We start from the raw sequence: 17318 nt of genomic DNA on the forward strand, positions 1-17318 counted from the left end.
GAAGGAACCAAACCCATGACCAGAATCACGACCGCGGCACTCAACCTCAATGCCGAGCGCAACCTACAGGCAGCCATGACCCGGCTGGCCACCATCCAGAACAAGGCCGGCACCCAGAAGGAAATCGGCAAGCCAAGCGACGACCCCTCGGGCACCGCAAATGTCATGGCCCTGCGCGCCGAACAGCGACTGAATGCACAGTTCTCCCGCAACGTGCAGGACGCCAATGGCTGGCTTTCGACCACTGACAAGGCCCTGACCAGCGCGACCAACATCATCCAGCAGATCCGCGACCTCACCGTCAAGGGAGCCAATGACGGCGCCCTGAACCCGGACGCCAAGGAAGCGATCGCCCTGGAACTCGACCAGTTGCACGACGCCCTGCTCACCGCGGCCAACACCCAATTCATGGGACGCCATGTCTTTGCCGGAACCACCAACAAATCAGAGGCGCTGGACAAGAACACCTACCAATTCCACGGTACCGCTGCCGTGGATCGGCGCATCGGCCCGAACTCGACGGTCCGCGTGGACGCCGCCGGGGCCACCGTCTTCGGGGAAGGGGACGACAGCGTGTTCAAGCTCGTGAAGGACATTGCCGATGCACTGCGTGCGGGGACCAACATCTCCCCCAAGATCGGTGACGTCGACAAGCACCTCCAACAGGTCCTCGGGGCCCAGGCCACCATCGGCGCCAGCCACGCGGCCGTACTGGCAGCCGACGATGCGCTGCTCTCGGACGCCGTTTCCCTCGAAGCCCGCCGCAGCGGCATCGAGGACATCGACCTGGGCAAGGTCATCCTGGAGCTCAAGACCCAGGAGGTCGCCTATCAGGCGGCCCTGTCCGCCGCGGCCCGCACCCTGCAGCCCTCGCTGATGGACTTCCTGCGATGAGCCGGGTACTGGTTCCCGCCGCCGCGCTGCCGGGATTCCCCGAGGCCACCACGCTGTCCCTGGAACCCGTCGAGGGTGCGCTGGGGCTGTACTCGTTGGCTTCGCCGCAGTCCGCGGGGCTGCGCCTCTTCGTGCTGGATGCGGCATTGCACCTGGCCGACTACAAGCCGGTGTTCACCAACGAACAAATGGCGTTGCTCGGGGAGCCGGAGCCCGCTTCCCGCTGCGTCCTGGTCGTGGTGAACACTTCCGACAGCCAAGCGAGCGTCAACCTGCTGGCGCCGCTGGTGTTCAACACCAATACCGGGGCCTGCGCCCAGCTCATCCTGGAGGGCCAGGACTGGCCCATCCGCTCGGCACTGCCGCTCTGATCCCGGGCCCGGAACCCGTTTGCCAGCCTCGGGACGACTTCCGAGAACCCGGTAACAGCCGAGGCCACGGGCTTCTGCCTGCTGCTCCCCGGGAGCCGCAGCGCCGTGACGTGCCATGTTCCCCCTCCCAAACCCTGTCCAATGGCCATTTTCAGTCCTAGGATTGGCAATACGTGCGAGTCGAGAGCCTCGGTCCCGCATCCTGGCACACCGGCCGTGCCTCGCGCCCGGCCGGATGGTGGTTCCCATCCTTGGGGATTCGAACCACGGGGCCCCTTCCGGCAACGGCGCGGCGCCCCACACGGCCACCCGACCCTTCGGGAAACCGGCGGCGCGTCACCGACGCCCCGCCATGTTGAAAGCAGGGGGACCTTCCCATGGCTCGCTTCGCACCATCTCGACTTTTCGCCATATTCGCCGCCGGCATTGCCGCGTGTGCCCTGTCCCTCACCGGGATGGGCCCGGCCGCCGCGCTGGCGCCGCCGACGGAAACCAGCACCTCGGGGATCGTGAACTACGTCAACCTCGGCGACTCGTACTCCGCCGGATTCGGCTCCGGGGCCTTGGTCCCCGGTCCGTTCCCGGGTTGCCTGCAAGGAAACGGCCAAACGCACGTCACCAAGATCGCTGCCATGGACAACGTCAACCTCACCGCCAACGTTGCCTGCGCGGGGTTCACCACCGCTCAGATCGGGGCAGTGGCCCAGCAGGTCACCCCGTACCTTGCCACCGCGGACCTGACGACCCTCACGCTCGGCGGCAACGACCTTAACCTGGCCGGCTTGGTGATCGCCTGCAGCACCCTGGGATCGGATGCGGCCTGCGATGCCGCACTGGCAGCAGGGAACGCCGCGCTCCCGATGGTTGGCGGGTCCGCCCACCAAACCCTGCAGTTGATTGATGCAGCGACACCCGGCGAGATCCTGGTGCTGGGCTACCCGCGGCTGTTCACGGCCTCCAACGGAGACCAGGCGCTGATGAGCGCAAGCCACGCGCGGGACCTGAACAAGCTGGGCGATTCGCTGAACCGGGCCATCCGCGACGCCACGGAGGGCACCAGCGCCACGTTCGTGCCGGTGCTGGGACCGTTCAACAACCACGGCTTGGGTGCAACGGATTCCTGGATCTACTTCAACATGGCGAACCTCGGCGATCCGTTCAATCTGCACCCCACCACCAACGGCTACCTCAATGGCTACTACCCCGCGGTGCGCAACCACATCCACATGAACCAGCTGGTGCGCTAACTCCCACCGGCGGTTTATCGACCGCGGCCACCCGCACGGCATTTCAGCGGCCGTGCGGGTGGCCGCACACTGCCCGCCGCACCGCGTCCCGCCCGTCCGCGGACCGGACCGCATCCGTACTAGGCTTGAACCCATGGCAAACCAAAGCTCCGAGGCCGCAGCATCCCAGCTGGAAATACTGTTGACACCCCAGGGGTGGGAACTGCTGAACTCGGTCGACCCGTCCGCCGCCGGCACCAAGGAGGCGGCGCTGAACCTGAACCTGTCGCTGCGCAAGGCCGGGCACCCGGTGGAACTGGTCACCGCCGTGGTCCAGCAGGCGCAGTTGCGTTCCAAGGCCCGGGTCAAGTTCGGGCCCTTCGCCGACCGCATGGTGTTCACTCCCGCGGGCCTGGAACAGGCCACGCGCTTGAAACTTGCTGGCCTGCATGCCCAGCGTTTCACCCGCGCCGGTATCAAGAAGGTGGCCGACCTTGGATGCGGCATCGGCGCGGATTCCCTCGCCCTGGCCAGTGCCGAGATCGAGGTGACCGCCGTGGAGATGGACGAGACCACCGCGGCCGCGGCCACCCTGAACCTCATGCCCTGGCCCACTGCCACGGTCATCAACGCCGACGCGACCGAGTTCGACCTCACCGGCTTCGACGGGGTCTGGCTGGACCCGGCCCGGCGCACCACCGACACCTCCGGCACCTCGCGGATCTTCGATCCCGAGGCGTTCTCCCCTCCGCTGTCTTTCGTCGAGTCGCTGGCCAACCGCGGGCTGGCCGTGGGCGTGAAGATGGGCCCGGGCCTGCCGCACGGTGCGGTCCCGGCCAATTGCGAGGTCCAATGGGTCTCCATCAACGGGGATGTCACCGAGGCCGCCCTCTGGTTCGGCCCGCTGGCCCGCCCCGGCGTCCGCCGCGCGGCCCTGGTCATCGGCGCACACGGCGCCACGGAACTGACCAGCCCCGTCGACTTCGACCCCGACGCGGCGCTGCGCGGGGACGTGCCGGTCGGCGCGATCGATTCCTACATCTACGAACCCGACGGTGCGGTGATCCGCGCCGGGCTGATCGACCAGCTGCTCAAGGACACCGGCGGGCACCTTCTCGACCCGCACATCGCCTACTTCAGCACCGCCGAAGCCGTGGACACCCCGCTGGCCAAGGCCTACAAGGTCCTGGCCATCCACCCGTACCACGTGAAGAACCTGCGCGCGTGGGTCAAGGCCGAAAAGATCGGCGTGCTGGACATCAAGAAGCGCGGCATGGACGTCACCCCGGAGGAGCTGCGCAAGATCCTGCTGGCCGGCACCGGACGCGATGCAAAAAACAAGGCGACCCTGGTGCTCACCCGCATCGGCGATACGCGCCTGGCCATCGAGGTCGAGCCGGTCGCTTTCCCCGTGTGAGCGCAATTACACGACCGCTGGACCGCCAAACCCCACCGAACCTCCAGCGGTGGCATCAACTGTGTGGTTTCGCTCGATAGACTGGCGGGAAGAACATATTGGGGTGGATCGCCTCATGAATCATGGAGGTTCGATGCAAATAGATTTCGCATCATCACGCCAGTCCACGCTCGGTGTGGAATGGGAAGTTGCGTTGGTGGATCGCCATACTTCCGACCTGCGTTCGGTAGCCGAGGAAGTCCTCGCCGAACTGAACGTGCGGCACGGATCCCTGGGCGTCGGCGACGAACATCCCCATGTGAAGCAGGAGTTGCTGCTGAACACCGTGGAAATCGTGACGGGTGTGTGCGAAACCGTGGCGCAGGCGAAGGCCGAACTGCACGAGAACCTGGTGGCCGTCCGCGAGGTCACCGACCCCATGGGCGTGGATTTGTACTGCGCCGGGTCCCACCCCTTCGCGCCCCCGAAGCTGCAGCCGGTCTCCGACAAGGACCGCTACGCGAAGATGATCGACCGCACCCAGTGGTGGGGCCAGCAGATGGTCATCTACGGGGTGCACGTGCACGTGGGCCTGGATTCCCGGGCCAAGGCCCTGCCGATCGTCGACGGGCTGATCAACTACCAGGCGCACTTCCAGGCGCTCTCGGCCTCCAGCCCCTTCTGGGGAGGGGAGGACACCGGCTACGCCTCGCACCGCGCCCTGATGTTCCAGCAGCTGCCCACCGCCGGGATCCCGTACCACTTCGGGGCGTGGGAGCAATACGAGGCCTACGTCGCGGACATGATGCACACCGGGGTCATCGACGACATCTCCGAGATCCGCTGGGATGTGCGCCCGGTGCCGCGCTTCGGGACAGTGGAAATGCGCATCCCCGACGGGCTGTCCTCGCTGCAGGACATCGGTGCGATCGCCGCACTGACCCAGTGCCTGGTCGATGACATGTCCTCCACGCTGGATGCCGGGGGAACCATCCCGGTCATGCCTCCGTGGTTCCGGGTCGAGAACAAGTGGCGTGCCGCCCGCTACGGCATGGAGGCGATCATCATCCTCAACGCCGCCGGCGACGAAATGCTCGTCACCGACCACCTGCGCCTGGAGCTCGAGCGACTGGCCCCGGTCGCCGAAAAGCTCGGCTGCAGCGCCGAGCTGGCCGATGTGGAACGCATCATCACCGGCGGCGCCGGCTACCAATGGCAGCACAAGATCGCCTCGGCGAACAACGGCGACCTCCACGAGATCGTCAAGGACAACGTCCGGCGGATGCACCTGGCCTGAGCCAAGGATCCAAATATGCAATAAGGGGTGGCCGGGAAATTTCCCGTCCACCCCTTATTGCATCCAAAGATGTCTTGGTTCTATGCCACCAATGAAACCAGGGACACCGGCTGCCCGGAGTCGGTGGAGAAACCCAATCCGGTCGGGGCAATGCCGCCGGCGACCAGCTGGGCGCCCAGGGCAGCGACCATCGCGCCGTTGTCCGTGCACAGGTTTCGCGGCGGCACCCGCAGGGTGATCCCGGCCGAGGCGCAGCGCGCGGCCAGCAGTTCGCGCAGCCGCGAGTTCGCCGCCACCCCTCCCCCGAGCATCAGGTTGGTCAGCCCGTGTTCCTGGCAGGCGCGCACCGCCTTGGAGGTGATCACATCGACCACGGCCTCCTGGAAGCCGGCGGCGATGTCGGCCACCGGCACCTCCTCGCCGCGCTTCTGGTACTGCTCCACGCAGCGTGCCACCGCGGTCTTGAGCCCGGAGAAGGAAAAGTCGTGGCGGTGCTTGCCCGGTTCCTCGGCGGTGCCGATGAATTTGGGCAGGGTCAGCCCGCGCGGGAAGCGGATGGCCTTGGGATCCCCGTCCTTGGCGATCCTGTCAATGACGGGTCCGCCGGGGTAGCCCAGGCCCAGCAGCCGGGCGACCTTGTCATAGGCCTCCCCCGCGGCGTCGTCGATCGTGGCCCCGAGCAGGCGCACATCGTCGGTCAGGGAGTTGACCTGCAGGATCTCGGTGTGGCCGCCGGAGACCAACAGCGCCCCGAGGTTTTCCGGGAGCTTGCCCCCGTCCAGGATGCCGACGCCCACGTGGGCGACCAGGTGGTTGATCGCGTACAGCGGCTTGCCCGTGGCCAGGGCCAGGGCCTTGGCGGCGGAGACCCCCACCATCAGGGCGCCGGAGAGCCCGGGGCCGCTGGTGACGGCGATCGCGTCGATCTCATCCAGCGTCACCCCCGCGTCCTTCAACGCGGCCGACAGCGTCGGCACGAAGGCGTCCAGGTGGGCGCGGGAGGCAATCTCGGGGATGACCCCGCCGAAGCGCACATGCTCTTCCATGGAGGAGGCCACGGCGTTGACCAGGAGTTCGGTTCCACGCACGATACCCACCCCGGTTTCGTCACAGGAGGATTCAATGCCAAGAACGAGCGGTGCAGTAAGGGACATGGTTCCAATTTTAGGGCCGGGGCCCCGCTTTGGGCGAAGCGGGCGCATTCACCGCTGCGTTGCCCGCCGGCCACGGGCCACCCGGAAGCGTGGATGCTGCGGGATCAAGCGGGAGTGAACAGCACCTTGCGCATGATCACGGCATCGACGCCGTCGCGGTAGTACCCCCTGCGGCGGTGGATGGCCTCGAACCCGTGGCGCTCATACAGGCCCTGGGCCCTGGGGTTGTCCTCGCGGACCTCCAGCAACAGGTCGGTGGCGCTGCGCGCAGTGGCGGTGTCGATCATCAGGCGCAACAGGTGCGTGCCGATCCCCCGGCCCTCGTAGAGCGGATCCACGGCGATGGTCTGCACATCCGCCAACGGCAGCACGCACATCAGCCCGCAGTACGCGATTGTTTTCCCGGCGTCCTGCACCACCCAGTAGTTCCGGGTGTCCACCAGGTCCAGTTCGCCGATGAACATCTCCCGCGGCCAGGCATCCGCCGGGAAGAGCGCCTTTTCCATCTTCCAGACCTCGTCCACGTCCGAGTGGAGCATGGGCCTGGTTTCCAGGCCCGCAGGCACGGAGTTGGCTTGTTGCCCGGTCACAGCAGCTTGCCCTTCATCACCGCGGGCACCTTGGCGTCGGATTCGCGCAGGTACAGCGGCTCGGTGCCCAGCAGGGGATCGCCGGCAGCCAGGCTGCGCAGCGCGCGGGTGCCAAGCGACACGGCGCCGGGGTGGGAGCTTTCGAAGCCTTCCTCGGCTTTGGCACCCACCGCGGCCAGGCGGTCGGCGTAGAGTCCGGCCCCGGCCCCGTACACCGGGCCTGCGGGCAGTTCCTCGGCCACGGTGACGTGGGGCCCGTCGAGCAGCACCCCGGCCTTGTCGTAGCGTGCCCAGTAGAGCTCCTTGCGCCGCGCGTCGATGGCGACGGTGAAGTCCCCGGCCGGTTGCTGCGCCGCCGCATCCAGCGCGATGGCATCCAGGCTCATCACCCCGTGGACCGGCGCGCCCCAGACAAAGCCCAGGGTGCGGGCCGTGGCCAGGCCCACGCGCAGCCCGGTGAAGGGCCCGGGGCCCACGCCGACCGCGATCGCCGCGGGAACCACCGAACCGGCGGTGGCCAGCAGGGATTCGATGGCCGGGGCCAGGACCTCGGAGTGGTCGTTGCTTTCGGTGGAGGTGAAGGAGCCGAGCACTTCGATGGCGGTGCCCTCGGCGCGCAGCAGCGCCGCCGAGGCGTTGGCGGAGGTGTCGATGGCCAGTAGCAGCATGTGTTTTCCCTTAGCTCGTGAAGTCGTTCAGCAGGGCCGCAAGCGCCGGGTCGTTGTCCCAGCGCGGGCCGATGGCCGTGAGCTTGATGGTGCGCGGCTCATCGTCCTCGCCCTCGTGGAAGTCGAAGACCAGGTCCTCGTGGTTCTGCACCGAGCCGGGGCGCAGCAGCACGATCTCCAGGCGGGAGTCGCTGAGCTGCTCGACCTTGCCCGCGCCCCACTCCACGACCGTGACCGCGGTGCCCATGCCCGCTTCCAGGTCCAGGTCGTCAAGCTCGGCGGCGCTGTCCAGCCGGTAGGCGTCCACGTGCACCAGGTCGGGCCCGGTGCCCAGGGCCGGGTGGGTCCGGGAGATCACGAAGGTGGGCGAGATGATGCCCTCGCGCACCCCCATGCCCAGCCCGAGGCCCTGGGTGAAGGTGGTCTTGCCGGCCCCGAGCTCGCCGGTGAGCACCAGCAGGTCCCCCGGGACCAGGATCGCCCCGAGCCGGTGCGCGAACTCCTTGGTCTGGGCGATGTCGTGCACCGCGAGTTCGACGGCCACGGAAGGCTCACTCACCGGATTCACCCCAGGAGCCTTCCACCAACCGGCGCGGGACCCGCGGGGAAATCCGGGTGACGATCTCGTAGTTGATGGTGCCGGCGGCGTCGGCCCATTCGGTGACCGAGGGGCCGCCGTCGCCAAAGAGGATGACCTCTGAGCCCAGGATTGCCTCGACGTCGACATCCGGGCCCAGGTCCACCACGAACTGGTCCATGGCGATGGTGCCCCGAACCCGGTAGATCGTGCCGTTGATGCTCACCGGTGCGTTCAGCGCGACGCGTGGCACCCCGTCGGCGTAGCCCATCGGGACCAGGCCCAGGTAGGTGTCTCTCTCCGTGTGGTAGCGCAGGCCGTAGCCCACGCCCTGCCCGGCCGGTACCTTTTTGACGTTCGCGATCCTGCTGACCAGCGTCATGGCGGGGCGCAGGCCGTAGCGTGCCGGGTCTTCCCCGGCAAAGGGGCTCAGTCCGTACAGGCCAAGGCCCAGGCGGACCATGTCGTAGTGGGCGTCCGGACGGGTGAGGATTGCCGGGGTGTTGGCGATGTGCCGCACCTCGAGGTCGAAGCCCGCGTCCTCGGCCAGTGCCACGGCCTGGTTGAAGGCCTCGAGCTGGTCGTCGGTCTCCGGGCGTTCGGGTTCGTCGGCGACGGCCAGGTGGGAAAAGACGCCCACCACGCGCATCAATCCCTCTTCCTGGTAACTGGCAGCGCGACCCAGCAACAGTTCCCATTCCTCGGGGGTGCTGCCGTTGCGGCCCAGTCCGGTGTCGATCTTCAGGTGCACGCGTGCCGGTTGGGCCGCGGCCTGCGCGGCACGGGCCACATGCTCAAGTTCCCAGCCGGAGACGGCCAGGTCGATGTTTGCGGCGATGGCCTCGGCGAAGGGGGTCCCCTTGGTGTGCAACCAGGCCAGCATGGGGACCTCGAGTCCCGCTTCCCGGACCTTCAGGGCCTCGGTGACGTGGGCGCAGCCCAGCCAGGTGGCCCCGGCCTGCACCGCGGCGCGACCCACGGCCACGGCTCCGTGCCCGTAGCCATCGGCCTTGACAACGCCCATGATGGCGGCCGGCGCCACGAGCTCGGCAACCCGCTTGACGTTTTCCCGGACGTTGGCCAGATCGATGATGGCGCGCCGTTCCCAGTCCGACGCCACTGTCGGATCCTGGGTGTGGGTTGGATTTTCGGTCTGATCGGTAGATTGTGCACTCACCGCTCCATCATCCCACTATCCATGCGGTGCCTGCTTCAGGGGCACACCGCCTGCCCGGGCCCGCACCGTGCCAGGTCTTGGCATGAAAATGCCCCGGCGGCCGGATCACAAGGATCGGGACGCCGGGGCATCATCGGTAGTGGCACCCGAAGGTGCGCGGTGGATCAGACGGTTCGATTGCGCAGTTCGTCGCGGATCTCGGCCAGCAGGGCAACCTGCGGATCGAGTTCCTCGGCGGGTTCCTCGACGCCCAGGCGGGCCTGGCGCATCTCGTTGAGATGCTTCATCGGCAGAACGACGATGAAGTAGATGGCGGCAGCAATCAGGATGAAGTTCACCAAGACGGTCAGGAACACACCGAACTTGATGGCGACACCGTCGCCGATCGTGACAACGAGGAAGTTGTCGAAGTTCGGCGAACCAACCAATGCTGCGATCAATGGCATGAGAATGTTCTCAACCAATGAATTGACCACGGCGCCAAAAGCGGCGCCAATGACGACGGCAACGGCAAGGTCAACAACGTTGCCCTGCATAATGAAATCTCTGAATCCTTTGAGCATGTGCCCAGCTTTGCACACAATGCCAGTGGTCAACAGGTGGTGTCGCGGTATTTTTTCGAATAGTTTACGAACAGTTCATCGGAAACATTCCGGTTTCAGATCTTGCGCAGCAGCATTCGGCGGATCGAATGGTCCGCCGATTTGCTTAATACGAGCTGCGCGCGGCCCCGGGTGGGAATGACGTTTTCCCGCAGGTTCGGCTCGTTGATGCGCTTCCAGATGCCATGCGCCGTTTCCCTGGCCTCCTCGTCGCTGAGCGATGCGTAGCGGTGGAAATAGGACGCGGGATCCGAGAACGCACCCGAACGCAGCTTCATGAAACGGCGGATGTACCACTCCTCGATGTCGGCGGTCCGCGCGTCGACATAGACGGAAAAATCAAAGAAGTCGCTTAGCGCCAGGCCCGCGGTGCCGTCCATCCGGGCCCTGGCCGGCTGCAGGACGTTGAGCCCCTCCACGATCAGCACCTGCGGGGAGCGCACCACCACTTCCTTGCCGGGGACGATGTCGTAGCTCAGGTGCGAGTACCAGGGTGCGCGTACCTCGGGGGCCCCGGATTTCACTTCCGAGACAAAGCGCAGCAGGCGGCGGCGGTCGTAGGACTCCGGGAATCCCTTGCGGTGCATGATGCCGCGTTTTTCCAGATCCGAGTTCGGGTACAGGAAGCCGTCGGTCGTGATCAATTGCACGTCGGGGGTGTCGGGCCAGCGGCGCAACAACTCCTGCAGCACGCGGGCGGTCGTGGACTTGCCCACGGCCACCGACCCTGCCACGCCGATGACGAAGGGGGTGCGCCCGGTCTTCTCCCCCAGGAACGTGTTGGTGGCCTGGTGCAGCGAGGCCGCGCCCTGCACATAGAGGTTAAGCAGGCGCGACAGAGGCAGGTAGACCTCGCGCACCTCGGCGAGGTTGAGCTGTTCCCCCAGGCCGCTGAGGCGCCGCAGGTCCGCTTCATCGAGGGGCTGCTTCAGTTCATTGGACAGTCTTGCCCACGTCTGGCGGTCCAATTCGACGAAGGGTGTAGCACTGTAGTCGACCGCACGCTGTCCATTCACGCCTTGAATTGTGCCAACAACCCACCTGTATTCCCAAACTTCACCGTTTGGCCATACTTGTGGCCTATGTTCATGACCACAAAATTTTATGCCCATCCGACGGGGCAAACGTATCTGCGGCCTTGTGCGACACGGTACTCTTTTTTTCATGTGTGGAATTGTTGGATACGTAGGTAATGCTGGACGCGCGGCCGATCACGGCGCGCTCGATGTGATTCTTGAGGGCCTGCGGCGCCTCGAATATCGCGGTTACGACTCGGCCGGCCTGGCCGTTGTCACCGACGCGGGCATCGACTCGCGCAAGAAGGCCGGCAAGCTCGCCAACCTCGTCCAGTCGCTGGAAGAGGAACCGCTTCCCGCGGCATTGACCGGCATCGGGCACACCCGCTGGGCGACCCACGGCGGACCGACCGACGCCAACGCCCACCCGCACCTTGCCGACGAAGGCAACCTCGCAATGATCCACAACGGCATCATCGAGAACTTCGCCGAGCTGAAGGCCAAGCTCCGCGCCCAGGGCGTCGAGTTCATCTCCGACACCGACACCGAAGTTGCAGCGGCACTGCTTGGCTCCGTCTACCGCGGCGCCGGCGAAGGGAACCTCACCCGTTCCATGAAGCTGACTGCCCGCCAGCTCGAGGGAGCCTTCACGCTGCTGGCCGTGCATGCCGAGCACCCCGGTGTCGTCGTGGCGGCACGCCGCAACTCCCCGCTGGTGCTGGGACTGGGCGATGGGGAAAATTTCCTGGGTTCGGACGTCTCTGGCTTCATCGACTTCACCCGCCGCGCGGTCGAGCTGGGCCAGGACCAGATCGTCACCATCACCCCCGAGACCCACAGCATCACCGACTTCGAGGGCAACCCCGCCGAGGGCAAGGAATTCCATGTCGATTGGGACGCAGCCAGCGCCGAAAAGGGCGGCTTCGCCTCCTTCATGGAAAAGGAAATCTTTGACCAGCCCGCGGCAGTCGCAGACACGCTGCTGGGCCGCTCGGACGCCTTTGGCCGCCTGACCCTCGACGAGCTGCGCATCTCCCCCGAGGAACTTGCCTCCGTCACCAAGATCGTCGTGCTGGCCTGCGGCACCTCCGCCTACGGCGGATCGGTTGCCAAGTACGCCATCGAGAACTGGTGCCGCATCCCGGTCGAGGTCGAGCTGAGCCACGAGTTCCGCTACCGCGACCCGATCGTTGACTCCAACACCCTGGTCGTCTCCATCTCCCAGTCCGGAGAAACCATGGATACGCTCATGGCCGTGCGCTACGCCAAGGAGCAGGGAGCCAAGACCCTGTCGATCTGCAACACCAACGGATCGACCATCCCCCGCGAGTCCGACGCCGTGCTCTACACGCACGCCGGACCGGAAATCGCCGTGGCCTCCACCAAGGCGTTCCTGGCCCAGATCACCGCAACCTACCTGCTGGGCCTGTACCTGGGCCAGCTGCGCGGGAACCTGTTCAGCGGCCAGATCAAGGACATCCTGGCCGACCTGGGCAAGATCCCGGCGAAGATCCAGGACATCCTGGACCGCGCCGAGGAAATCAAGGAGCTGGCACGCTCGATGAAGGACACCGAGTCGGTGCTTTTCCTGGGCCGCCACGTGGGCTACCCGGTGGCCATGGAGGGCGCCCTGAAGCTCAAGGAAATCGCCTACATCCACGCCGAGGGCTTTGCCGCCGGCGAGCTCAAGCACGGCCCGATCGCACTGATCGAAGAGGGCAAGCCGGTCTTCGTGGTGGTCCCGTCCCCGCGCGGCCGCGACTCGCTCCACTCCAAGGTCGTCTCCAACATCCAGGAGGTCCGGGCCCGCGGCGCCAAGACCCTGGTCATCGCCGAGGAAGGCGACGAGGCGGTGCGCGACTACGCCGAGTTCATCTTCTACGTCCCGGAGACCCCGACACTGTTGATGCCGCTGCTGGCCACTGTCCCGCTGCAGCTCTTCGCCTGCGAACTGGCCACAGCCAAGGGCCTGGACGTCGACCAGCCGCGCAACCTGGCCAAGTCGGTCACGGTCGAGTAGCCACTCGGTTCTTCAACGTCCCACCATCGTGCGGTGCCGGTGCCTTCCCCCCTTGCGGGGAGGCGCCGGCGCCGTTCGGGGTTAAGCCCCCGGGCGCCGGGTGCGCTGCACATCCAGGTAGATCCCGCGCACGAACTGCGCCTGGGCCAGGTGCGCGGTGGTCTCCCCCAGGATGCTCACCAACCGCGCCGCCGCGGTGACCGGCGGGTCCCAGCGTCGGTCGACGACCACGCCAAGGTCCGTTTCGCGCAGCGTGCCCAGGATTTCCAGGCACTGCCGGTGCACGTCCAGGTGGTAGCCGCGCAGGTACGCCCCGTCATACATGCCGAAGTCCGCGACCTGTTCGCTGCTGTGCCCGAACCCGGTGTCCAACCGCCGGTAGGGGAGGTTGAAGCGGGAAACCCAGTCGTTGGCGATCCAGCGCTGCTCGGTGCCCGAGGCCGGATCCAGTGCCCGGGCCAGGAAGGTGAAGTGGTCATCCTGCACGCGGCTCAGGTGCCAGATAAGCCACGCCACGGGGTTTGCGGAGCTGCTGGCCCGGAAACGCAGCATCCGCGGCTCGGCGGCCTCCAGCAGGGTCTCGATCCCGTCGCTCACCCGCGTAAATCCGTCGCGCAGCAGCCCGATCGCGCTTGGTTCCGGTTCGCTCCCGTTGACTCCCATGGCCGTTCCCCTTCCCCGCCTGCGCCCTGCACGCGGTGCCTTGAAGCCTACGCCCGTAGCTCCCCGGCACGGGGCCGGAGCGGCGAGCCGATAAACTCGAAGGCATGATCGTGGGAATTGGTGTTGACGTGGTCCAGGTGTCTCGTTTCAAGGCGCAGCTTCAGCGGACCCCCGCGTTGCTCGAACGCCTCTTCGTGCCCGAGGAGCGTGAGCTGCACGTCCGTTCCCTGGCCGCGCGCTTTGCCGCCAAGGAGGCCATTGCCAAGGCGCTCGGTGCCCCGGCGGGCATGAACTGGCAGCACTGCCGGATCGAAAAGGACGAGGCCGGCGATCCCTACGTGGTGCTCGACGGTTCGGTGGCCGAAGCCGCTGCGAAAAAGGGAGTGGTGCATTGGCACCTGTCCATGAGCCACGACGGGGACCTGGCCACGGCCATGGTCGTCGCCGAACGCTAAGGACCGCCACCGCAGCGGGCGCGCCCGTGCCCCGTCATCCGAAACGTGCGGCAAATACCACCCGCAGTTGGGTATTCTGAAGTCATGATCCCCGTCTACGCAGGTTCCCGTGTTCGAGATGCCGAAAAGCCGCTGCTGCGCGATTCCAGCGACCTGAAACTGATGCGCCGGGCCGCCGACGCACTGGCCCACCAGGCGGTGCTGATGCTCAAGGAACACACCGGCCGGCTCTACGGGTCCCGCGTCGTGGCACTGGTCGGTCCGGGCAACAACGGCGGGGACGGGCTCTTTGCCCTGGCCGCCCTGGCCAGGCGCGGGGTCGCCGTCACCGCCGTGCTGCTGGCCTCCCACGCCCACCAGGAGGGACTGGCCGCACTGGTGCGCGCTGGCGGCCGCACCGGCGCCACCAAGGCCCTGGATGAGCTGCTCGAGGAATGCGACCTGCTCATCGACGCCGCCTACGGCACCGGGCTGCGCCCCGGCGTCCGTCTGCCGGCCATCCCCCGCCACATCCCGGTGCTCGCCTGCGACGTGCCCAGCGGCGTCGACGCCGACACCGGTGCGGCGGCAGACAGCGTGATCCCGGCAGAGCGGACCGTGACCTTCGGGGCGCTGAAGACCGGCCTGGTGGTGGGATCCGGGCATCTGGTCTCCGGTCGCATCCGCGTCACCGACCTCGGGCTCAATCCGACACTCGGCGAACCGGAGGCCTGGGTCGTGCAGGGAGAGGACCTGGGCCTGCTGCTGGACCGCGACCTCGGCTGGTCGGCGACGGGTAGGCACAAATACCAGCGCGGGGTGCTGGGTTTGCTGGCCGGCTCCGCCCGCTATCCCGGTGCCGCGGTGCTCAGCGCCCGCGCCGCCGTTGCCACCGGGCTGGGACTGCTGCGCACCATCGTCCCGGAGAACGTGGCCGCGGCCCTGACCAGCCAGGTCCCCGAGGCCGTCCCGCTGGGCACCGACGAGCTCACCGCGCTGCTGGCGCACAACCGCCGCAACGGGCGCGAGGGAGCCACCCGCATCGGCGCGTGGGCCATCGGCCCCGGGCTGGAAGACACGCCCGAGACCCGCCGGCACCTGCAGCAGATCCTGGCGGCCAACAACCCGTGCGTCATCGACGCCGGCGCGCTGGCGATGCTGGAACCGGGCGGGCACAGCCAGCTGCGCATCCTCACCCCGCACGCCGGGGAACTCAACGCCCTGCTGGCCAAGGCCGGGGTGCGGGTCAGCGCCCGGGACATCGCCGCCGACCCGATCCGCTGGGCCCGCTGGGCCGCTGTCGCCTATGACTGCGTCGTGTTGCTCAAGGGCTCGGCCACCATTTGCACCGCGCCGGACGGGTACGCGTTGATCGTGCACGCCTCGACCCCGGACCTGGCCACGGCGGGCAGCGGGGACGTGCTCACCGGCATCCTGGGCACGTTGCTGGCTGCAGCCAACTTCCCGGCCACACCCGCCACCGGCGATGCCACCGCGCTGACCCATCGGCTGACCGACCTTGCCGCTGCCGGCGCGTTGATCCACGCCCATGCCGGTGCCCTGGCGGCACGCGAGGGCACGGTAAGCGCCGTGGACCTGCTGGTGGAGCTGCCGCGCGCGGCCAGGGACCTGGGGCTCTAGGTCCCGTATCGGGCGCCGCTTCCGGCTGCAGGTCCCGGTTTCGGGCATGAAAAAGGACCCACCAAGCTTGCGAGTCATGGTGGGCCCCTTTCGCACTTGCGGAAACTTGGGGTATCCGCAGCATGCTGACGCGGGTAATTGGGGTAACCAACGCTGATGAACATGCTACCCAATTTTCCCGATTTGGCACGTCCAGCCGCCGATGTTACAAGATACGGGCGGGCAGGCCACGAAGTGGGTCCTACAGTTCGCCGTCCAGCGGGGCGTGGTGCTGGCCCATTCCCACGATTTCCCAGCCGGCGGCCTCCCATTGGCCCCGGGAAAGCACGTTGCGTCCGTCGATGATCCGGCGCGCTGCCACCAGCGGCTCCAGGTCCGCGGGGGCAAGGACCCTGAACTCGGCCCATTCGGTCAGCAGCAGCACCAGGTCCGCCTGGGCCACGGCCTCGGGCAGGTCGTTGGCGTAGTGCAGCCGCGGGAAGCGCTCGGCGGCGTTCTTGTTCCCCTTGGGGTCGTAGACCAGCACCTCGGCTCCGGCGTTGAAGAGCCGCACCGCGATGTCCAGCGCCGGGGAGTCGCGCACGTCGTCCGAATCGGGTTTGAAGGTCACCCCGAGCACCGCGATGCGCGCACCGACCAGCTTCTCGTTGAGCATGGTGTGGGCCAGGCGCACCACGCGTTCGCGGCGGCGCAGGTTGATCTCGTCGACCTCGGCCAGGAACCCCATGGTGTGGGTCAGGCCCAGTTCGCTGGTCCGTGCCTGCAGCGCGCGGATGTCCTTGGGCAGGCAGCCGCCGCCGAAGCCGACCCCGGCGTTGAGGAACTTGCGCCCGATGCGCGCGTCGTGGCCCAGCGCGTCGGCCAGCACGGTGATGTCCCCGCCGATGGTCTCGGTGATTTCGGCGAAGGAGTTGATGAAGGAGATCTTGGTGGCCAGGAACGCGTTGGCGGCGACCTTGACCAGTTCGGCGGTTTCGTAGTCCGTCACGATCAACGGGGTGGCTGCCTCCAGCGCGCTTGCATAGATGCTGCGCAGGACCGCCTCGGAGGTTTCGTCCTCGACACCGAGCACCAGCCGGTCTGGTGTCATGGTGTCGGCCACGGCGAAGCCCTCGCGTAGGAACTCGGGGTTCCAGGCAAGGGTGATCTCGGCATCCGGGTGGGCGTTGGCGGCAATCAGGGTGCGCAGCCGGCGGGCGGTGCCAACCGGCACCGTGGACTTGCCCACGATCAGGGCCTTGCCGCGGATGCGGGTGGCCAGCTCGGCGACGGCCGCATCGACATAACGCATGTCGGCCCCGTGCCCGTCGGCGCGCTGCGGGGTGCCGACGCCGATGAAGTGCACGTCGGCCCAGGAAGACACCTGCTCATAGTCGGTGGTGAAGCGCAACCGGCCGGAGGCCACGTGCTTGCGCAGCAGCTCGGGCAGGCCGGGCTCGTGGAAGGGCAGCAACCCTGCCGAGAGCGCCTCGATCTTGGCCGGATCGACGTCGACGCCGATGACCTCGAAGCCCAGCTCCGCCATGCAGGCCGCGTGCGTGACGCCCAGGTACCCGGTGCCCACCACCGAAATCTTCATGCTCATGCCCGTG

General features: G+C 67.2%; 17 protein-coding genes. 8 read left to right on the forward strand and 9 right to left on the reverse strand.

Features of this window, described 5'->3' with window-relative positions:
- Nucleotides 1–15 precede the first annotated feature (15 nt).
- The 5 genes from flgL (at nucleotide 16) to DQ353_RS07765 (ending at nucleotide 5184) form a co-directional block, all read left to right on the forward strand.
- Nucleotides 16–894, forward strand: coding sequence for a flagellar hook-associated protein FlgL (flgL, locus tag DQ353_RS07745; protein ID WP_113762201.1), 879 nt, complete (start codon nucleotides 16–18; stop codon nucleotides 892–894).
- The gene (fliW, locus tag DQ353_RS07750; protein ID WP_113762202.1) at nucleotides 891–1265 is read left to right on the forward strand and encodes a flagellar assembly protein FliW; all 375 of its coding nucleotides are present in this window, start codon (nucleotides 891–893) and stop codon (nucleotides 1263–1265) included. Before flgL ends, fliW begins: the two co-directional genes overlap by 4 nt.
- 377 nt (nucleotides 1266–1642) lie before the next feature.
- A complete protein-coding gene (locus DQ353_RS07755; RefSeq protein ID WP_113762203.1) occupies nucleotides 1643–2512 on the forward strand; it encodes a GDSL-type esterase/lipase family protein in 870 nt (289 codons plus the stop codon).
- 133 nt (nucleotides 2513–2645) lie between these two features.
- The gene (locus tag DQ353_RS07760) at nucleotides 2646–3908 is read left to right on the forward strand and encodes a class I SAM-dependent methyltransferase (RefSeq protein WP_113762204.1); all 1263 of its coding nucleotides are present in this window, start codon (nucleotides 2646–2648) and stop codon (nucleotides 3906–3908) included.
- Nucleotides 3909–4041: 133 nt separating this feature from the next.
- Nucleotides 4042–5184: a glutamate--cysteine ligase gene (locus DQ353_RS07765; protein WP_113762205.1), complete on the forward strand. Its 1143-nt coding sequence runs from the start codon at nucleotides 4042–4044 to the stop codon at nucleotides 5182–5184.
- An 80-nt stretch (nucleotides 5185–5264) separates the two neighbouring features.
- Here the strand turns inward: DQ353_RS07765 and tsaD are convergent, their stop codons facing one another.
- From tsaD to coaA, 7 genes are all read right to left on the reverse strand, one after another.
- Nucleotides 5265–6338 carry a tRNA (adenosine(37)-N6)-threonylcarbamoyltransferase complex transferase subunit TsaD gene (gene tsaD / locus DQ353_RS07770; protein WP_113762206.1) on the reverse strand — a complete coding sequence of 358 codons (1074 nt, stop codon included), beginning with the start codon at nucleotides 6336–6338 and terminating at the stop codon, nucleotides 5265–5267.
- Nucleotides 6339–6442: 104 nt separating this feature from the next.
- Entirely contained in the window at nucleotides 6443–6928 is a 486-nt protein-coding gene (gene rimI, locus DQ353_RS07775; protein ID WP_353616672.1) for a ribosomal protein S18-alanine N-acetyltransferase, read from the reverse strand.
- Nucleotides 6925–7596, reverse strand: a complete 672-nt coding sequence (gene tsaB / locus DQ353_RS07780) for a tRNA (adenosine(37)-N6)-threonylcarbamoyltransferase complex dimerization subunit type 1 TsaB (RefSeq protein ID WP_113762207.1) — start codon at nucleotides 7594–7596, stop codon at nucleotides 6925–6927. The genes rimI and tsaB overlap by 4 nt, the downstream gene beginning before the upstream one ends.
- A gap of 10 nt (nucleotides 7597–7606) precedes the next feature.
- The gene (tsaE, locus tag DQ353_RS07785) at nucleotides 7607–8155 is read right to left on the reverse strand and encodes a tRNA (adenosine(37)-N6)-threonylcarbamoyltransferase complex ATPase subunit type 1 TsaE (RefSeq protein ID WP_502696386.1); all 549 of its coding nucleotides are present in this window, start codon (nucleotides 8153–8155) and stop codon (nucleotides 7607–7609) included.
- Nucleotides 8148–9293 (reverse strand): alanine racemase, encoded by a 1146-nt coding sequence (gene alr / locus DQ353_RS22220; protein ID WP_286166689.1) that lies wholly within the window; start codon nucleotides 9291–9293, stop codon nucleotides 8148–8150. The genes tsaE and alr overlap by 8 nt, the downstream gene beginning before the upstream one ends.
- A gap of 221 nt (nucleotides 9294–9514) precedes the next feature.
- Nucleotides 9515–9913, reverse strand: coding sequence for a large conductance mechanosensitive channel protein MscL (gene mscL / locus DQ353_RS07795; RefSeq protein WP_113762210.1), 399 nt, complete (start codon nucleotides 9911–9913; stop codon nucleotides 9515–9517).
- Nucleotides 9914–10008: 95 nt separating this feature from the next.
- Entirely contained in the window at nucleotides 10009–10968 is a 960-nt protein-coding gene (coaA, locus tag DQ353_RS07800) for a type I pantothenate kinase (protein WP_113762211.1), read from the reverse strand.
- A 148-nt stretch (nucleotides 10969–11116) separates the two neighbouring features.
- Between coaA and glmS the strand changes: the two genes are divergently transcribed.
- Nucleotides 11117–12988: a glutamine--fructose-6-phosphate transaminase (isomerizing) gene (glmS, locus tag DQ353_RS07805; protein ID WP_113762212.1), complete on the forward strand. Its 1872-nt coding sequence runs from the start codon at nucleotides 11117–11119 to the stop codon at nucleotides 12986–12988.
- Nucleotides 12989–13069: 81 nt separating this feature from the next.
- Here the strand turns inward: glmS and DQ353_RS07810 are convergent, their stop codons facing one another.
- Nucleotides 13070–13651, reverse strand: coding sequence for a mycothiol transferase (locus tag DQ353_RS07810; RefSeq protein WP_113762213.1), 582 nt, complete (start codon nucleotides 13649–13651; stop codon nucleotides 13070–13072).
- A 104-nt stretch (nucleotides 13652–13755) separates the two neighbouring features.
- Between DQ353_RS07810 and DQ353_RS07815 the strand changes: the two genes are divergently transcribed.
- Together DQ353_RS07815 and DQ353_RS07820 are read left to right on the forward strand one after the other, a co-directional pair.
- Complete coding sequence (locus DQ353_RS07815) at nucleotides 13756–14106, forward strand: holo-ACP synthase (protein WP_113762214.1); 351 nt, start codon at nucleotides 13756–13758, stop codon at nucleotides 14104–14106.
- Between the two features lie 84 nt (nucleotides 14107–14190).
- Entirely contained in the window at nucleotides 14191–15726 is a 1536-nt protein-coding gene (locus tag DQ353_RS07820) for an NAD(P)H-hydrate dehydratase (protein WP_113762215.1), read from the forward strand.
- A gap of 241 nt (nucleotides 15727–15967) precedes the next feature.
- On the opposite strand, the gene DQ353_RS07825 is transcribed toward DQ353_RS07820, so the two are convergent.
- Complete coding sequence (locus DQ353_RS07825; protein WP_113762216.1) at nucleotides 15968–17311, reverse strand: UDP-glucose dehydrogenase family protein; 1344 nt, start codon at nucleotides 17309–17311, stop codon at nucleotides 15968–15970.
- Between the last annotated feature and the right edge of the window lie 7 nt (nucleotides 17312–17318).

This window comes from Arthrobacter sp. AQ5-05 (assembly GCF_003287975.1).
GTDB lineage: Bacteria > Actinomycetota > Actinomycetes > Actinomycetales > Micrococcaceae > Paeniglutamicibacter.

What these genes read in the sequence shown, in the direction of transcription:
- tsaD (WP_113762206.1), bottom strand. Translation starts at nt 6,338, where the DNA reads ATGTCCCTTACTGCACCGCTCGTTCTTGGCATTGAATCCTCCTGTGAC.
- fliW (WP_113762202.1), top strand. Translation starts at nt 891, where the DNA reads ATGAGCCGGGTACTGGTTCCCGCCGCCGCGCTGCCGGGATTCCCCGAG.
- DQ353_RS07810 (WP_113762213.1), bottom strand. Translation starts at nt 13,651, where the DNA reads ATGGGAGTCAACGGGAGCGAACCGGAACCAAGCGCGATCGGGCTGCTG.
- DQ353_RS07825 (WP_113762216.1), bottom strand. Translation starts at nt 17,311, where the DNA reads ATGAGCATGAAGATTTCGGTGGTGGGCACCGGGTACCTGGGCGTCACG.
- mscL (WP_113762210.1), bottom strand. Translation starts at nt 9,913, where the DNA reads ATGCTCAAAGGATTCAGAGATTTCATTATGCAGGGCAACGTTGTTGAC.
- DQ353_RS07760 (WP_113762204.1), top strand. Translation starts at nt 2,646, where the DNA reads ATGGCAAACCAAAGCTCCGAGGCCGCAGCATCCCAGCTGGAAATACTG.
- flgL (WP_113762201.1), top strand. Translation starts at nt 16, where the DNA reads ATGACCAGAATCACGACCGCGGCACTCAACCTCAATGCCGAGCGCAAC.
- DQ353_RS07815 (WP_113762214.1), top strand. Translation starts at nt 13,756, where the DNA reads ATGATCGTGGGAATTGGTGTTGACGTGGTCCAGGTGTCTCGTTTCAAG.
- glmS (WP_113762212.1), top strand. Translation starts at nt 11,117, where the DNA reads ATGTGTGGAATTGTTGGATACGTAGGTAATGCTGGACGCGCGGCCGAT.
- DQ353_RS07755 (WP_113762203.1), top strand. Translation starts at nt 1,643, where the DNA reads ATGGCTCGCTTCGCACCATCTCGACTTTTCGCCATATTCGCCGCCGGC.
- DQ353_RS07820 (WP_113762215.1), top strand. Translation starts at nt 14,191, where the DNA reads ATGATCCCCGTCTACGCAGGTTCCCGTGTTCGAGATGCCGAAAAGCCG.
- tsaB (WP_113762207.1), bottom strand. Translation starts at nt 7,596, where the DNA reads ATGCTGCTACTGGCCATCGACACCTCCGCCAACGCCTCGGCGGCGCTG.
- DQ353_RS07765 (WP_113762205.1), top strand. Translation starts at nt 4,042, where the DNA reads ATGCAAATAGATTTCGCATCATCACGCCAGTCCACGCTCGGTGTGGAA.